The organism is Cohnella phaseoli (genome assembly GCF_003386235.1).
GTDB lineage: Bacteria > Bacillota > Bacilli > Paenibacillales > Paenibacillaceae > Cohnella > Cohnella phaseoli.
The window spans coordinates 422,493-437,512 of record NZ_QRDZ01000002.1; the positions used below are offsets into that span (position 1 = coordinate 422,493).

Sequence of the window (15,020 nt, forward strand, 5' to 3'; positions counted from 1 at the left end):
TCACCTTCTTAGTCGATTTTATCTGTATTCTTGACGAACTTATTGTTGATGAGAGTGAGCAGCAGCAGGATGACGAACAGCACAAGGCCGATGGCGGAGGCATAGCCCATCTCGCTGTAAGAGAAGCCTTTGGTGTACAGATACAGCGCCGGCGTAATCGTCTTGTCTCCCGGTCCTCCGTTCGTCAGCACGAGCACGTTCTCGAAGCTTTGAATCTGGTTGATAATTGTCAGCACCATGACGAGCTTAACCTGACTTCTCACGAGCGGCAGCTCCAGCTGAATAAACCGCTGCCAGGCGTTCATGCCGTCCAGCTTGGCCACCTCGAACAATTCGCTCGGGATCGACATGAGCCCCGCCAGATAGAGCAGGAACGTAATGCCGCCGATCCACGGAAAGTTGACGAACACGATCGACCAGATCGCCGTCTTGCTCTCCCCGAGCCAAGCGTGAGTCCAAGATTCCAGTCCGAGCTGCTCAAGCAGTTGGTTCAGCACTCCGTACTCCCCTGCGAAAATCCATTGCCAGGTCAAGTAGATGACGATGCTTGGAATGACGAGCGGGACGACGAACCATACTTTTAATAAGTTCTGCAATTTCAGCTGCTTGACGTGAAAAACGAGCACGGCCGCAAGCAGCGGAACCGTAAGCTGAATCAGCACTCCGCTCGCCGTGAAAATTCCGATGTTCTTCAGCGAAGTATAGAACGTATCGTCCTGAAACAGGCGCACAAAGTTGTCGAAGCCGACAAACTCTTTCACGTTCGCGCCGTTCCAATTGTAGAACGACATCTTCACGGCATTGAAGAACGGGATGTACTTGAACGTTCCGAGCACGAGGAAGATCGGGATAAGAAAGATGTAGCCCTTCCACTGCCTGCGGAAAAATCTAGCCGTATTTGTCATAACGTGACCTCCAATCGATAATCTAAACTGTAATTGAAACCGCTTTACCCGTATAGGACGCTTTCTTTTTTCATGAGGGGGGTCATTTTTCGATGTGTTTCGTCTCCGCTTTTTCCCGCGAAAATGTATGCTATACTATTCCGTATCTTTAATAGCGCCGGGGAATATCGGTCAAAAGGTGGGGACAACATGAACGTGCTGATCGTGGACGATCAAAGACTGTCGCGTGCGGGTATTGTGAAAATGATCGCGTGGGAGGCGCTGGGCCTGCGCCTTGCGGGAGAATGCGCGAACGGATACGAGGCTCTGAGGATGCTGGACGAGCTTGAGATCGATCTGGTCATTACCGACGTTCGGATGCCGCTTCTGGACGGGCTCGGCCTGATCGAACAGGCAAAGGAGCTGTATCCGAATATTGCCTTTCTCGTCATCAGCGGCTACGACGATTACGCCTATGTGCGCAAATCGATTCAGCTTGCCGTGGCCGACTATTTGTTGAAGCCGGCGGACGCGGACGAGCTGAACGCCCAGTTGGGGCTGCTAATCGGAAAAACGCGGAGCGCTCGGGAAAAGGCGGAGACGCAGCTGCGCAAGACGCGGGAGCAGTTTATTCATCTGCTGCTTGAAGGCGCTTACGATCGAAACGAGCTGCTGCTGGAGGATTGGACGGACATTCGTCCGGAAGAGGGCGAGGACGCTTTCGCTGCAGCCATGTTCGACTGCTCGGAGGATAAGGCGTTGCTGGAAGCGAGATTCCGAACGCTGGCGGACGGCTGCGAGACGTTCCTTATCCGAATGAGGGGCGATTGCTATACGCTCGTCGCGATGGGGCGAGCCGAAGCGATCGAAGCGCTCCTCCCCGTTCTCCGCGCCGAGCTGGAAGATAGAGGGAGCTATCGCTTCGCGGGCATCGGGGCCGCGGTTCGCGGCATCGAAGCGTTAGCCGGGACGGCGAAAGAAGCCAGCGACGCCTATCTGCTTCAGGCCAGCCTGCCGGACGGCGGACAAGAGCGGCTGACGTCTCCTGCTTCCGAAGGAGCGTCCTCCGAGATGGGAGCATTCCCCCTTAACTCCTCTTGGGAGCGGGATTGGCTGCTGCTGCTGAAGAAGGGCAACGCGAAGGCAATCGTCGGCAAGCTGGACGAACTGAGCGGCGCGGGCGAACCGTCCGCCGGCGGACAAGACTGGCTGGAGGGCGTGTATCCTTACCTCCAGCTGCGCGGCGCACGGGAAATGTACGAGGCCGGGCTCATTGACGAGCAAACCTACGAGGAGGCTTTCGTCATCGCCAGAAAGCTGCCGTATATCGCCGGCCTGGAGCGCAAGCGCGACGTTGTGGCGGACTATTTCTCCCGCTGCCTGGATTCGGAAAACCGGCTGCAGACCAAGCAGCTGAAGGAAGCGGTGGAGAACGCCAAAGCGTTCATCGACGCCAATTACCGTCTGCCGATCAACTTGACGGATTTGGCGCTGACCTCCTATATGAGCCCGGGCTATTTCAGCACGCTGTTCCGACAGCATACCGGGCGAAACTTTCTTGAATATGTGACTCAGCTACGGATCGAGCATGCGAAGAAGCTGATCGCGGACGATCCGGACGCTAAGATCGGCGATGTCGCCGTTCAATGCGGCTATCAGGATCTCAAGCATTTCCGCAAGCTGTTCAAACGCTATACCGGAGTAACTCCGCTTCAGTACAAGGAGGGAACCGGCGTTGATTAGAGCGAGGCTGTCGGCGTTCAACAACAGCTTGCACAACAAGCTGTTTTTCTCGTACGCGGTCGTCATCGTCATTCCCCTGCTCATTCTGGGCGGCATACTGTATATGACGACAATCGGCCTGACGCAGCGGCAAACTCAGGAGAACCGGCTGCTGGAGATGAAGGTTCTGTCGCAAAATTTGCAGGAGTACTTCAATTCGCTGGAACTGTACAGCAGAGCCATCTACACGGGGGAAATTCAGCAATTGCTGAACCGGGGATTGCCCGAGGACATGATCGAGCAAACCCGCTGGAAAACAAGCCTGTTCCAGCAGTTCGCGGAATGGTACGGATACATGGGCGTCAAGGGAGAAATCCACAACGTGACGATCGTGATGCCCGACGGCACGATGATTCAGCGCGACCCGCTGTACATCGACGAATCTTTCGCGGACCAGTCCTGGTATACGCAGACGCTCGCCCTTCAGGGGGAAGTGCGCGTAGCCGGACCGTTCAAGCGGTCCTATTACCTTCCGCCTTCTGCTGCCTCTCCCTATACGTTCTCGCTGGTCCGAAAAATCAACAATACGACGGGAAGCGCCGCTCTCGGCGGCCTTGTCGTCGACGTGAGCGTGATGGATATTTATAGAATGCTGGGGGGCTTGGAGCTGAAGGATGTGCTCATCCTGAACGCGGACAACGAGATCGTCTACAGCAGCGCCGTGGAGCAGATCGGACAGCGCTGGGAGGATGGCAGCAAGATCGGCGCTAACTTCTCCGGGTGGATGGACATCGGGGGCGAGCGGATGTTCGTCGGCTCCGCCTACTCGGACGTCACAGGCTGGCGCTTCGTGACGCTGGATCCGCTCAGCAGCATTCAGAGCAACTCCATTCGGTACCGGGACATTACGTTCGGCATCGGCGCATTCGCGCTTGTCGTCGCGCTCGTCATTTCGACCTTCGTCTCCCGGAGAATTACGAGACCGCTGCGAAGCCTGCAGCAGAAAATGAAAAAGGTGCAAGCCGGCGACTTCAACATCCAGCTCGACGTGGCCAGCTCGGACGAGGTCGGGCAATTGACGCGCAGCTTTAACCGGATGACCGAGGAAATCCATACGCTTGTCCACCATGTGTACAAATCGGAGCTCGCCCGCAAGGAGGCGCAGCTTAAAGCGCTGCACTCGCAGATCAATCCGCATTTTCTGTACAACACGCTCGATTCGATGAACGCGATTGCCGTCATCGAAGAAGTTCCCTTACTCTCCCGAATGGCGAAGATGCTCTCGGAAATGTTCCGCTACAGCATCTCGTCGGGAGAACAGATCGTGCCTCTGCGCGAGGAATTAAAGCAGGTCGTGCGTTACGTGGAAATCCAGCAGATCCGCTACGACGATAAATTCAGTCTCGTCGTGAACATTCCCGAGGGGCTGCTCGATTACCGGATTCCGAAGCTGACGCTGCAGCCGATCGTCGAGAACGCCATCTATCACGGCTTGGAGATGATTCCCGGAGAAGGGCGCATCTCGATCGTCGGACGCGAGACGGACGACTGTACGATCTTGGAGGTGTCCGACAACGGCAAAGGCATTCCTCCGGAGGAGCTGGCGGACATCCAGGGCCGATTGCGGCAGCGCGGCGCTCCTTCGTCCGTCGAGCATATCGGTCTGGCCAACGTTCAGGAGAGGCTGGAGCTCCACTACGGAGCCGATTGCGGCATCTCCGTCGTCAGCGAGCCGGGCCAAGGCACTACGGTCGCCTATCGGCTTCCCAGGGCCGGAGCCTCTTCCGTTGCTGTCCCATAATATTTGCTCGATTAGGTTTTTAGCGGGGATGTATCTCCTTCCGGTTGCTGTTGGACTCGTGAAATCTGAATAGGTAAACTCGTAACAAGGAGATTTCACGATTCCAAAGGCAAACGCTCCGCTCCTCCAGGAGATACATCCCCTCTTTTTACATCGAGCTTTGCTGCGGTTATTCCTACCATTACCCGACCGTCTCCAGCCGGAAAACCGCCTTGTTCGTGCCAACAATTGTGCCGCTGCCGTTAGCGAATTGGCGGGGGCACAGCTCGTATAGACTGTCGATCGTCCGCTGGTTGTCGTAGCCGATCTGCTCCAGAATGGACGCGACGATAATCGGCCATTTGTCCTCCGAGCCGTCCATTACCTTAAGCGCGAAAGCGAGTCTCTCCTTGCGCAGGCCGAAGCAGTAGATGCCCTTGGCCCCGCCCTTGGCGACGATATTGTCGTCCTTGAGCAGCGTGGAGCAGATCAGTCCCGTGCCCGACACCATCTCGGCGTTGGCGTTCATCAGATTGCCGATCCGCTCGACGGCCCGACGCGTCGGCTCGTCTTCGATGAGCTCCGGACAGGCGAATTTCAAATAAGCTTTCGCCATATGCAGCAGCGGCAGCCCGAACACGGGGAAGCCGCAGCCGTCGATGCCGATCTCGATCCGATCGGCCGGGTACTCCGCCAGCAGGGCAAGCGTCTCCAGCACTTCCCGCTGCGCGGGATGGCCCGGATCGGCGTAGCCTTCCGTAGGGTAGCCTTTGCTCCGGCAGTAGGACAGCAAACCCAGATGCTTGCCGGAGCAATTGTGATAGAGACGGCGCTCCGGCTTGCCCTGCGCGACCAGCCCGTGTCTGGCGGCGGCGTTAAGCGGGTACGTCGAACCGCAGACGAGCTCGTCCTCGCCGATGCCGACTTTGTCCAGCATCGCTTCCAGCGCTTGTACGTGGAACGGCTCGGCGCGGTGCGAAGCGGTCATGATCGTCAGCTCTTTATCGTTAAACGGATACCGTTCCTCGATCCCGTGGCGGAACGCCGGTATCGCCTGAATCGGCTTGGCGGCCGAGCGCATGTATGTCACGTGCCGCGGATCGCCGAACCTGTATTTGATCTCTCCCGAATAAGAAACTCCGCAAATATGTCCCTCGTATTCGCATTCCACCAGTTCGCCTCTAAGCTCCTGCACGAGCAATTTGTCCATTGCGCAATCCCTCCGCCGTATGTCATTCTATGCTGTCGTTATTTATATCGGGCTACGATGTCCGCCGCCGTCCTCAGTTTGTCGGGATCGATCGGCTCAAGCGCCCGGCCGTTCCTTCTTACGCCGGTGCCCATATGCACTTCTCTGACTTGCGTCTTCCGAATAAACTCGTCCAGCGTCTCGACCCCGAGCCCGCTGCCGGCGAGAATAGCCAAGGATCTGCCCTCGCTGAGCTTCGCCAGCTCCGCGATTTCCTCCTTGGCGTCCAGCACGCTGGGCTTGCCGCCGGAGGTCAAGATTTTGCGGATTGCCGGATAACGGCTTAACAGTTCCAACGCGGAGCGACGATCTTGCAACTCGTCGAAAGCGCGATGAAAGGTGACGGCCAGCTTCCCCGTTTCGTTTAACAGCATTTCCAATGCGGACGTATCGATCTCGCCCCGCTCGTCCAGCATGCCCATGACGATGCCCGCCGCTCCGCTCTCGCGAATGATCCCGGCGTCCCGCGCCATAACCCCCAAATCGTCCCCGTCGTAGCGGAAGCCGTTCGCATGCGGCCGCAGCATGACGTTCACGGGAATGTCGACCGCCTTCACGACTTGCTCGATCAAGCCGATACTGGGCGTAACCCCGCCTTCGACGATGCCCGAGATCAGCTCGATTCGGTCCGCGCCGTGTTCCTGAGCCAGCTTGGCGTCCAATACGCTTGTTGCAATTACTTCCAATATCACGGCGTGCCCCTCCCCGTCATTACAATTCAAACAATGAAATTACCATATCAGAGATCGTCCGCCCCGTCCATGTCCGCCATCATGAAAAAACAATGTAAAAAAATCGCCCCCCGTCAGGTCCAAAAAGACCATCCAAGAGACGATTGTTCGTTCGCTAGATTTGCAGCATCATTTTCGCAATTGCGCCGGGATTGCCGAGCAGTTGCTCGAAGCATTCTCCGCCTTGATCGAGCGGACGGATTTCCGTCCAGGGAGCCAAGTCGACCAGGCCGTCGGACAGCCATTGCAGAGCTGCGTCGAAGTCGATCGGGTTGTAGCCGAACGACCCAAGCAGCGTAAGCTCGTTGCGGATCGCCGCGTTGACGGGCAGCGAGCTGTCCGCCGAATGAAGACCGGAGAGGACGACTCTGCCGCCCGGGCGAGTCGACAGCATGCAGGTCTGCCGCGTCGCGTCCAAGCCGACGGCGTCGACCGCCTTGTCGAAGCCGCGCGGAGGCTTCAACCGCTCCAGCGTCTGAGCGTCGGGGAGCGCGATGCCGCCCAACTGCTCGACGATAGACAATCTGTCCGCGTTAAGATCCATGACCGCGACGCTGCGAACGCCGTGAATGCGAGCCGCGATCAGCGTCAGCAGGCCGATCGGTCCCGCCCCGACGACGAGCAGCGAATCCTCCGGCGAAACCCGGGCCAGGCGGGCGATTCGTACGGCGCAAGCGAGCGGCTCGGCCAACGCTCCCTCCTCGAACGACAGGCTGTCGGGCAGCGCGTACAAATTCCCTTCCGGCACGGCGACGTATTCCGCGAACGCTCCGGGGCGGCCGGCGCCGATCAGCGACCGCGCCGCGCACAGGTTCGCGTGCCCCGCCCTGCAGTCGGAACAGCTTCCGCACGAGACGAGCGGGTTGGCGGTAACGCGATCCCCGACCGCGAACTTGCTAACCCGCGCGCCGACCGCCGCAATCGTTCCCGCAAACTCGTGTCCCATCACAAGAGGCGGCTTGCGCAGCGAATTGTGGCCGAGGTACCCGCTCAGCTCGGACCCGCAAATGCCCGCCGCGGCCACGCGTATAAGCACTTCGTCCTCCGCCGGCCGCGGAACGTCCACTTCCCTCATCTTCATCGTCTTCGGTCCCTCGTACACCAGGGCTTTCATTTTTCCTTCGATCATGCTCTCATTTCCTCCTTTTCCACCGACCATCGCGTTCCTCCCCTTCATCCCCGCACTTTACCACTCCGTTTTTTTCGCCGATCGCAGACCCATTCCCTCACTTCCTCCTTCTACCATTCCGCGTACGAACCGTCCTCATTGCGCCAGACCGGCGCGTGCCATTCGTGTCCGATCGCCGCCGCTTCCCTGACTTTATCCTCGTTGATCTCGATGCCGAGACCGGGTCCCTTGGGAATGGCCACATAGCCGTTGCCGTCATAGCCGAACACGCCCGGATCGGCCAAGTAGTCGAGCAGATCGCTGCCCTGATTGTAATGAATGCCCAGGCTCTGCTCCTGAATGATGAAGTTTGGCGTGCAGCTGTCTAGCTGGAAGCAGGAGGCGAGCGCGATCGGACCGAGCGGACAGTGCGGCGCGATGCTGACGTCGTAGGCTTCCGCCATCGCCGCGATCTTCAAACATTCGTAGATGCCGCCCGCATGGGACAGGTCCGGCTGGATAATGTCCGCGTATCCCTGCTGCAGCAGCTCCTTAAAGCCCCACCGCGTATACATCCGCTCGCCCGTCGCGATCGGCACCGTCGTATGTCTGGCGACCTCGCGAAGCGCGTCGTTATGCTCGGCCAGCACCGGCTCCTCGATAAACATCGGCCGGAACGGCTCCAACTCCTTAACGAGTATTTTCGCCATCGCCTTGTGCACGCGCCCGTGGAAATCGACGGCGATGCCAACGTCCGGGCCGACCGCCTCGCGAGCAGCCGCCATCCGGGCGACCGCTTCGTCGATCTTGGAATACGAGTCGATATAGTTCATTTCGCCCGTTCCGTTCATTTTGAGGGCGGTGAAGCCGGCTTCGACCTGCTTCTTCGCCTGCTCGCCGACGTCGTCCGGCCGGTCGCCGCCGATCCAGACGTACACCCGCAGCTTGTCGCGCACCGCGCCGCCCAATAGCTCATGAACGGGGGCATTGTAATATTTGCCCTTGATGTCCCACAGCGCCTGCTCGATTCCGGAAATCGCGCTCATCAAGATCGGCCCGCCTCGGTAAAACCCGCCCCGGTACAGCACTTGAAAATGATCCTCGATGCGCAGAGGGTCCTTGCCGATCAAATAATCCTTCAGCTCGTTCACCGCCGCGCGCACGGTCGACGCCCGGCCTTCGAGAATCGGCTCGCCCCAGCCGGCGATTCCGGCGTCCGTGCTCACTTTCAGAAACAGCCATCTCGGCGCAACCTGAAATAGCTCCAAATCGGTAATCTTCATCGTCCGAACCTCCCCGCGAACGCCCGGTCGCCGCCGAACGCGCCTTCAAGCGCTTCGTGAATCCGCCATAGCTGATTGTACTTCGCGTTGCGGGACGAGCCCGCCACCGAGCCGATCTTGATCTGTCCGCCGCGCAGCCCGACGGCAAGATCGGCCAGCGTCGTATCTTCGGTCTCGCCGGAGCGCGCCGAGATAACGGTCAACAGGTCGGCCTCTTTGGACAGCTTAACCGCATCGGCGGTTTCGGTCAGCGTGCCGATCTGATTCATCTTCACGAGCACGGCGTTGGCCGCCCCGTCCCGGATACCGCGCCGAATTCTTCCTTCGTTCGTCGTGAACAGGTCGTCTCCGACCAACTGTACTTTGCTGCCGAGACGGCGGGTCAGTTCGGCCCAGCCGGCCCAATCTTCCTCCGCCAGACCGTCTTCGATCGATAGAATCGGATATTTGCTTACCCACTTCTCGAGCAAGTCGATCATATCGCCCGAGCTGAGTTCCCGCTCGTCCGCTCCAAGCCGATAAAGTCCGCTCGCTTCGTCGTAGAAGTGCGAGGAAGCGACGTCCAGCGCAATCGTGACCTCTTCCCCCGGACGCCAGCCGGCTCCGGCGATCGCCTCGCACAGAATGTCCAACGCCTCTTCGTTGGAGCCGAGAGCCGGCCCGAAGCCGCCTTCGTCGGCCAGCAGCCTCGATTGATAGCCTCTTGCGGCCAGCTCCTTCTGCGTGCGGAAGTAGACGGAGGAGATCATCTCCAGCGCCTGCGGATACGACTTCGCTCCGACGGGCTGGATGAGGAAATCCTGCAAATCGAGATTGCGCCCTGCGTGCAGCCCGCCGCTGATGATGTTCACCATCGGCAGCGGAATTTCCAGATCGGCGTCTCCACCCGCATACCGCTCCGCAAGGTAGCGGAACAGCGGCTTGCCCGCCGCGGCCGCGGCCGCATGCGCAGCGGCGAAGGAAACGCCGAGAATGGCGTTGGCTCCGAGCCGCGACTTGTTCTCCGTGCCGTCCAGCTCCCGCAGCGTCGCGTCCAGCTTCTCCTGATCGAACGGGTCGAGCCCGGTAACCGCCGCAGCGATTTCCCCGCCGACATGGGCTGCCGCGCGGCTGACACCTTTCCCCTGGAACCGAGCTGGATCGCCGTCACGCAGCTCCCACGCTTCGAATTTGCCCGTAGACGCGCCCGACGGCGCCATCATTCGGCCCATATGACCGGATTCCAAATGGACGTCGACCTCGACGGTCGGATACCCTCGCGAATCGAGAATTTCCCGTCCGACGACTTTAGCGATTTTGTTCATTTCTTATGGCCTCCTTGTAGCATCGTCGCGATCGCCGCCAGCGGCTCCCCGGAAAGCTCCTCCCGGATCAGCGGATACGCCAGCGAGCGAATGCGTTCTTTCGTTTGTTCGTTGCGGATATAGGATACCGGCGACTTGCCGTCCACTCTGGCCAGCAGCATTAATCCAAGATGCGGGAGCAGGCGCGCAGGCGCTTCCCCGTAAGCGGCGCAGAAGGCTTCGACAAGTGCATAAGCGTCCGCCTCGCGGCCCAGTTGCAGCCCCTTCAGAACGAGATGGCCGATGCAGAACGCCAAGTCGTAAACCGGATTGCCCCAGTGGCACACCTCGAAATCCAGCAGAACGGGCGCGCCGTCCGGATCGATCAAAATGTTTTTCGGGGAAAAGTCCCCATGCACAACACATTTCCGCACGTCCGGCGTTTCTTCGGTCAACTCGTCCGCCAAGGCGCAAATACGTCCGGACAGCTTCGGATAACGGATGGCAACGGCGGCATAAAACGGTTCAATGCGCAGCTCGCGGAAAAAAGTCAAATCCGCCATCCGCGCCTTTTCCGCTTCGCCGATCCCTCGGCTCGCCTCATGCATCGTCCGCAGCAGCAAGCCTACCCGTCCGGCGATGTCCGCGTCGAATTGCCCCTGCATAAGCCGATCCTTCCAAGACTCGCTGCCTTCCGGCGCACAGCTCATCGCGAACGCATAGCCGTCGGCATCGTAATCCAGCACACGCGGGATCCGGCCTACCGGCAGCAGCGGCGACAGCAGCGCCATCGCCTCCTGCTCGCGCTCCACGCGCCGCACGTCCGAAAACCAATCCGCCTCCACCTTCAGCTTGGCTAGCGCGCGCTTCAAGACACAGGCGCCTTGCGGTCCGCTCACCTTCCACACTTCGCCGGACACGCCTCCGCTCAGCGCTTCCGCTTCCAATGGGGCGTCACCGGGAACAAGGCCGCGGGAAACGGCGTATTCCAGCACCTCCTCCGCGCTATGCCAATCGTTCATCGGGCTTTCCCTCCCCGTGGACCATGACGACTTTGGCCGTAACGCCGCTCTTGCGGCGGATCGATTCGAAGGCTTGCTCGTATTCCTCCAGCTTGAACCGGTGCGTAACGAGCGATTCAAAATCGAGCAGCCCGGCCGCCAGCAGCTGCAATACCTTGCTCCAGCTTTGCGTCGTGTACGAGAAAATGCCATGCACCGTCAAATCCTGCAGCATGATCAGATCGCTCGGCAGCGTCAACTGCTTGTCGGAGCCGGCCACCCCTTCCAGGACGACGTGGCCGCCCGGCTTGCATAGCCCAAAGCAGCTTGCCACCGCCTCGACGCTTCCCGACGTTTCGACGACCAAGTCTACCCCCTGGCCGTTCGTCCAGGCTTTGATCCGCTCCTGCGGATCGTCCGTCCTGTTGTTGATCCAGCGGGTCGCTCCGAGCGTCCGGCCGAATTCCAGCTGGTTGTCGCGTGTCCCGATCAGGATAATCTCCGCCGCTCCGAACGCTTGGAGCACTTGAACGGTCAGCAGGCCCAGCGTGCCCGGACCGATCACCGCCGCCGTCATACCCGGCTTAAACGGCGTCCGCATCACGCCGCGCAGCACGGTCGCGGCCGGCTCGACCAGCACCGCCGCCTCGAAGGACAGCGAGTCCGGAATCCGGTGAATCCCCGACGCGGGAGCGACGACCTGCTCTGCCGCCCCTCCGCGGCGAGTAAAGCCGAGCTGATCGTAATTCAGACATAGATTCGTTAAGCCGCTCCGGCACGATTCGCAGCGGCCGCAGGCGACAATGCCTTCGGAGATAACCCGGTCGCCCGGCTTGACATGGGCGACCGCCGAGCCGACCGCTTCCACCACGCCGCTCCATTCGTGGCCCGGAACGACCGGATAGGTGACATATTGCTCGGATACTTGCCCGTTCAGAATTTCCAGATCCGTGCCGCAGATGCCTACGGCCATCGACCGCACCCTCACCTCGTCGGCGCCCGGCTCCAGCGGCTCAAGCTCCTCGATGCCAAGCTCTCCCGGCCCTCTGATGACCAATCCCCTCATGCTTATTCCCCCTTGAACACAGTCTCCAGAGTGCCCAGCTTCTCAATCGTCACCGCCGTCCGGTCGCCCGGCTTAAGCCAGTCTCTCTCTTCCGGCGGGTATCCGGCAACAACGCCTTCGGGCGTACCCGTCAGCAAAAGGTCTCCCGGCTCAAGCGTCATATACCGGGACACATAAGCGATAATCTCGTCCACGCGAAAAATCATGTCTCTCGTATTGGAGTTTTGCTTTAACTCGCCGTTGCGCGTCAGACTGATTTGCAGCTCGTTCGGATCACCCACCTCGTCCGCTGTGACGAGGTACGGCCCCGCGGGACAGAAGCCGTCCATGATTTTGCCGAGCATCCACTGCGATGTGCGATTCTGCAAGTCTCTCGCCGACAGATCGTTAATGCTGCAGTAGCCGAAGACGTACCCAAGCGCCTCGTCTTTGGACACGTTTTTCGCCCGCTTGCCGATTACGACGCCCAATTCCGCTTCATAATCGTATTCCGCTGCCGCAGTGCCAAGGGTCACTTCCTCGCCGTGAGCCGCCAGCGCGTTCTCGAACTTATTGAACAGGATCGGCGTCGCCGGCACCGGCAGCCCTGCCTCCTCCGCATGCTTTTTATAGTTCAGCCCGACGCAAATGATTTTTCCGCCCCCGGGAATGCAAGGCAGCCAGCGGACTTCCGTCTCCTTGACGCCTTCTGCGGAAGCTTGAGCGGGCTCGATCCGCTTGTCTCCGCGAATGATCTCGGCCAGGTCGGCCTGGACCGGGTAAATGCTGCCATCGATCGCCAAGCCGGTTAACGTTTGTCCTTCATGTAAGTAACGAACGAATTTCATGTGTACAGCCTCCTACCATCGTTTGATGCGCTTATTCTAGCACCGCCCGCAGCGGATTGATTTAGCCTGAAGCAGAAACTTGTTGCACGATTCCGAAATAAATCAAAACGCCTTATCCAGTTTATTTGATAAGGCGTTCTCCGAATGATACGATATCTATAAGTTTATTTTGCACAATTCCGATTGGCGGTGATCCGATATGACGCTTGCTCTGGGCAAGCCCGCTTCCGCTTTGGAGCTGTCGCCAAGCGTGCATTGGGCTCAGCGGCATTATCGTTCCCCTTCGTTTCAATGGCGCAGACGCATCTACGATTATGAGCTGCTCTTCGTCGTGAGGGGAGAGCTGCTCGTGACGCTGCGCGATGAAGGGATTTCGTTTCCGGTTCAGGCCAACGCCTTCCTGTTTCTTCAAGCCGGCTCTCATCATGAAATCCAGGTGCGCTCGGAGCCCGATGCGGAGCTGCTCGGCATTCACTTCGATTTCTTCGACGAGTTGGAGGTTCGGCAGGACAGAGACATTATCGTCGACGAGCAGGACGTCAGATCGGCTTCATTCTGCGCCCTTCCGCTGATCGACGGCGCCCCTGCGCTTCCGTCGGATCGCGCGATCGCCGCTCCCGGACACGTCGCGTCTCTGATGGAATTCATCATTCAGGAATGGAACGGCCGCCTGCCCGGCTACGAGCTGCTCTGCAAATCGCTGCTGCTGCAGGCCATCGGCCTGCTGATGCGCCATAAAGACGCGGAAAGCCGGGCTCCGCATCCGAAATACGAAGCCCGGCTCAGGACGCTTGTCCAACAGCTGGAGGAACAATATGCGCGCAGATGGACCAACGCGGAGATGGCCGCTTACCTGAACGTTCACGAAGATTATATGAGCCGACTGTTCAAGGACTTGCTCGGGCGAAGTCCGGGCAGCTATCTTCAATCGATCCGCCACCATCACGCGAAACGTCTGCTGCGGGAGACGGAGGACAAAATCGAAGCGGTCGCGCTGCAGGTCGGCTACGAGGACATCCACTATTTCAGCCGGCAATTCAAGAAATGGGAAGGCATGTCCGCGCAGCAATACCGCAGATTCGCCCGGCTCGTATAGCGGGCCCGCCCCTTCCCGAAGCGATCCCCGACGCGTCTCGTTAAGACCGGACCGTTCTCAAGCCGTTCACAGCGCAACCCGCCGCATAATCGGACTCGACGCCGCTCACAGCGCGGCGTCGGACACGAATACGTACCGTTCTCCCCGGGCCATCACATGCGTGCGCAGCCGCGGAAAGCGCTCATACACATAATCCACGAAATAACCGGGCCGTTCAGTGTTGCCCGCGAACAGATCGTAATGCATCGGCACGGTCAGCCCGAAGCCCGCCAGATGGGCCAGCTCCGCCGCTTCGCGGTAATCCATATTGCCGATGATGCCTCTCCCGGTGCGGAAAGCGTCGCGCCCGTTAATGGGCAGCAACGCCAGATCGATGCGCTCTGCGGCCAGCCTTTCGACCAATCCGTCGTAAACGATCGTATCTCCCGCATGATACCAGGTCACTCCGTTGAGCCTGACAACGTAGCCCACATATTTGCAGAAGCCTTCCTCGTCCCGTTCCAACTGCTCATGCGCCGCTGGAATCGGCTTGACGGACAGCCGCTCCCCTTCGATGACGGCCTCTTCCGTCTCTGCGCGGTACAGCCGCGCTTCGGATACGCCGCACTCCCTCATCGCGTCCAGGCAGCAGTTGGGGGCGACGAACAGCGTCCGCGCATTGGCGGCGGCCATCGCCGTAATCGTATCCGGGTCGAGATGGTCGGCATGCTCATGCGTAATCAGACAGCAATCCGCATTCGTCATCTGCTCCGGCCCCGCAGGCGACGGGAACAGACGCTTTAAGCCGTACCGCCTCTCCACCTCCTCGTCGGACAGCGCGAACGGATCGACGTAGACGACCGTATCGCCTCCCTTGACGATAAAGCTTGCCTGTCCGAGACTCCACATCGCCAGCATGCCGTACGGAACCTTCGTGTCCGCAATCTCCCGAATCAACTGCCGATCCGCATCGGGACGGCCGTTCAAATTCGCGTTGCTCATCGCTAAATC

General features: G+C 59.5%; 13 protein-coding genes. 3 read left to right on the forward strand and 10 right to left on the reverse strand.

The features are described from left to right. Positions 1-8: 8 nt before the first annotated feature. A complete protein-coding gene (locus DFP98_RS03940) occupies positions 9-905 on the reverse strand; it encodes a carbohydrate ABC transporter permease (RefSeq protein WP_116059246.1) in 897 nt (298 codons plus the stop codon). Positions 906-1,094: 189 nt separating this feature from the next. Between DFP98_RS03940 and DFP98_RS03945 the strand changes: the two genes are divergently transcribed. Continuing rightward, the gene (locus tag DFP98_RS03945) at positions 1,095-2,627 is read left to right on the forward strand and encodes a helix-turn-helix domain-containing protein (RefSeq protein ID WP_181917473.1); all 1,533 of its coding nucleotides are present in this window, start codon (positions 1,095-1,097) and stop codon (positions 2,625-2,627) included. Beyond that, the gene (locus tag DFP98_RS03950; protein WP_116059248.1) at positions 2,620-4,407 is read left to right on the forward strand and encodes a sensor histidine kinase; all 1,788 of its coding nucleotides are present in this window, start codon (positions 2,620-2,622) and stop codon (positions 4,405-4,407) included. Before DFP98_RS03945 ends, DFP98_RS03950 begins: the two co-directional genes overlap by 8 nt. A 181-nt stretch (positions 4,408-4,588) precedes the next feature. Here the strand turns inward: DFP98_RS03950 and DFP98_RS03955 are convergent, their stop codons facing one another. The 8 genes from DFP98_RS03955 to DFP98_RS03990 form a co-directional block, all read right to left on the reverse strand. Beyond that, positions 4,589-5,596, reverse strand: coding sequence for an asparaginase (locus DFP98_RS03955; protein ID WP_116059249.1), 1,008 nt, complete (start codon positions 5,594-5,596; stop codon positions 4,589-4,591). Positions 5,597-5,634: 38 nt separating this feature from the next. After that, on the reverse strand, positions 5,635-6,327 hold the full coding sequence (locus tag DFP98_RS03960; RefSeq protein ID WP_116059250.1) for a copper homeostasis protein CutC: 693 nt from the start codon (positions 6,325-6,327) through the stop codon (positions 5,635-5,637). A gap of 154 nt (positions 6,328-6,481) precedes the next feature. Next, a complete protein-coding gene (locus DFP98_RS03965) occupies positions 6,482-7,495 on the reverse strand; it encodes a zinc-dependent alcohol dehydrogenase (RefSeq protein WP_246016404.1) in 1,014 nt (337 codons plus the stop codon). Between the two features lie 110 nt (positions 7,496-7,605). Then, positions 7,606-8,757, reverse strand: a complete 1,152-nt coding sequence (gene dgoD / locus DFP98_RS03970; RefSeq protein ID WP_116059251.1) for a galactonate dehydratase — start codon at positions 8,755-8,757, stop codon at positions 7,606-7,608. After that, positions 8,754-10,061 carry a phosphopyruvate hydratase gene (eno, locus tag DFP98_RS03975; protein WP_116059252.1) on the reverse strand — a complete coding sequence of 436 codons (1,308 nt, stop codon included), beginning with the start codon at positions 10,059-10,061 and terminating at the stop codon, positions 8,754-8,756. Before eno ends, dgoD begins: the two co-directional genes overlap by 4 nt. Beyond that, positions 10,058-11,062, reverse strand: coding sequence for a phosphotransferase family protein (locus DFP98_RS03980; protein ID WP_116059253.1), 1,005 nt, complete (start codon positions 11,060-11,062; stop codon positions 10,058-10,060). The genes eno and DFP98_RS03980 overlap by 4 nt, the downstream gene beginning before the upstream one ends. Further along, the gene (locus DFP98_RS03985) at positions 11,046-12,107 is read right to left on the reverse strand and encodes a zinc-dependent alcohol dehydrogenase (protein WP_116059254.1); all 1,062 of its coding nucleotides are present in this window, start codon (positions 12,105-12,107) and stop codon (positions 11,046-11,048) included. Before DFP98_RS03985 ends, DFP98_RS03980 begins: the two co-directional genes overlap by 17 nt. A 2-nt stretch (positions 12,108-12,109) precedes the next feature. Further along, positions 12,110-12,934, reverse strand: a complete 825-nt coding sequence (locus DFP98_RS03990) for a fumarylacetoacetate hydrolase family protein (RefSeq protein ID WP_116059255.1) — start codon at positions 12,932-12,934, stop codon at positions 12,110-12,112. Between the two features lie 199 nt (positions 12,935-13,133). Between DFP98_RS03990 and DFP98_RS03995 the strand changes: the two genes are divergently transcribed. After that, a complete protein-coding gene (locus DFP98_RS03995) occupies positions 13,134-14,030 on the forward strand; it encodes a helix-turn-helix transcriptional regulator (RefSeq protein WP_116059256.1) in 897 nt (298 codons plus the stop codon). Positions 14,031-14,135: 105 nt separating this feature from the next. On the opposite strand, the gene DFP98_RS04000 is transcribed toward DFP98_RS03995, so the two are convergent. Then, positions 14,136-15,011: an MBL fold metallo-hydrolase gene (locus DFP98_RS04000; RefSeq protein ID WP_116059257.1), complete on the reverse strand. Its 876-nt coding sequence runs from the start codon at positions 15,009-15,011 to the stop codon at positions 14,136-14,138. Positions 15,012-15,020: the final 9 nt, after the last annotated feature.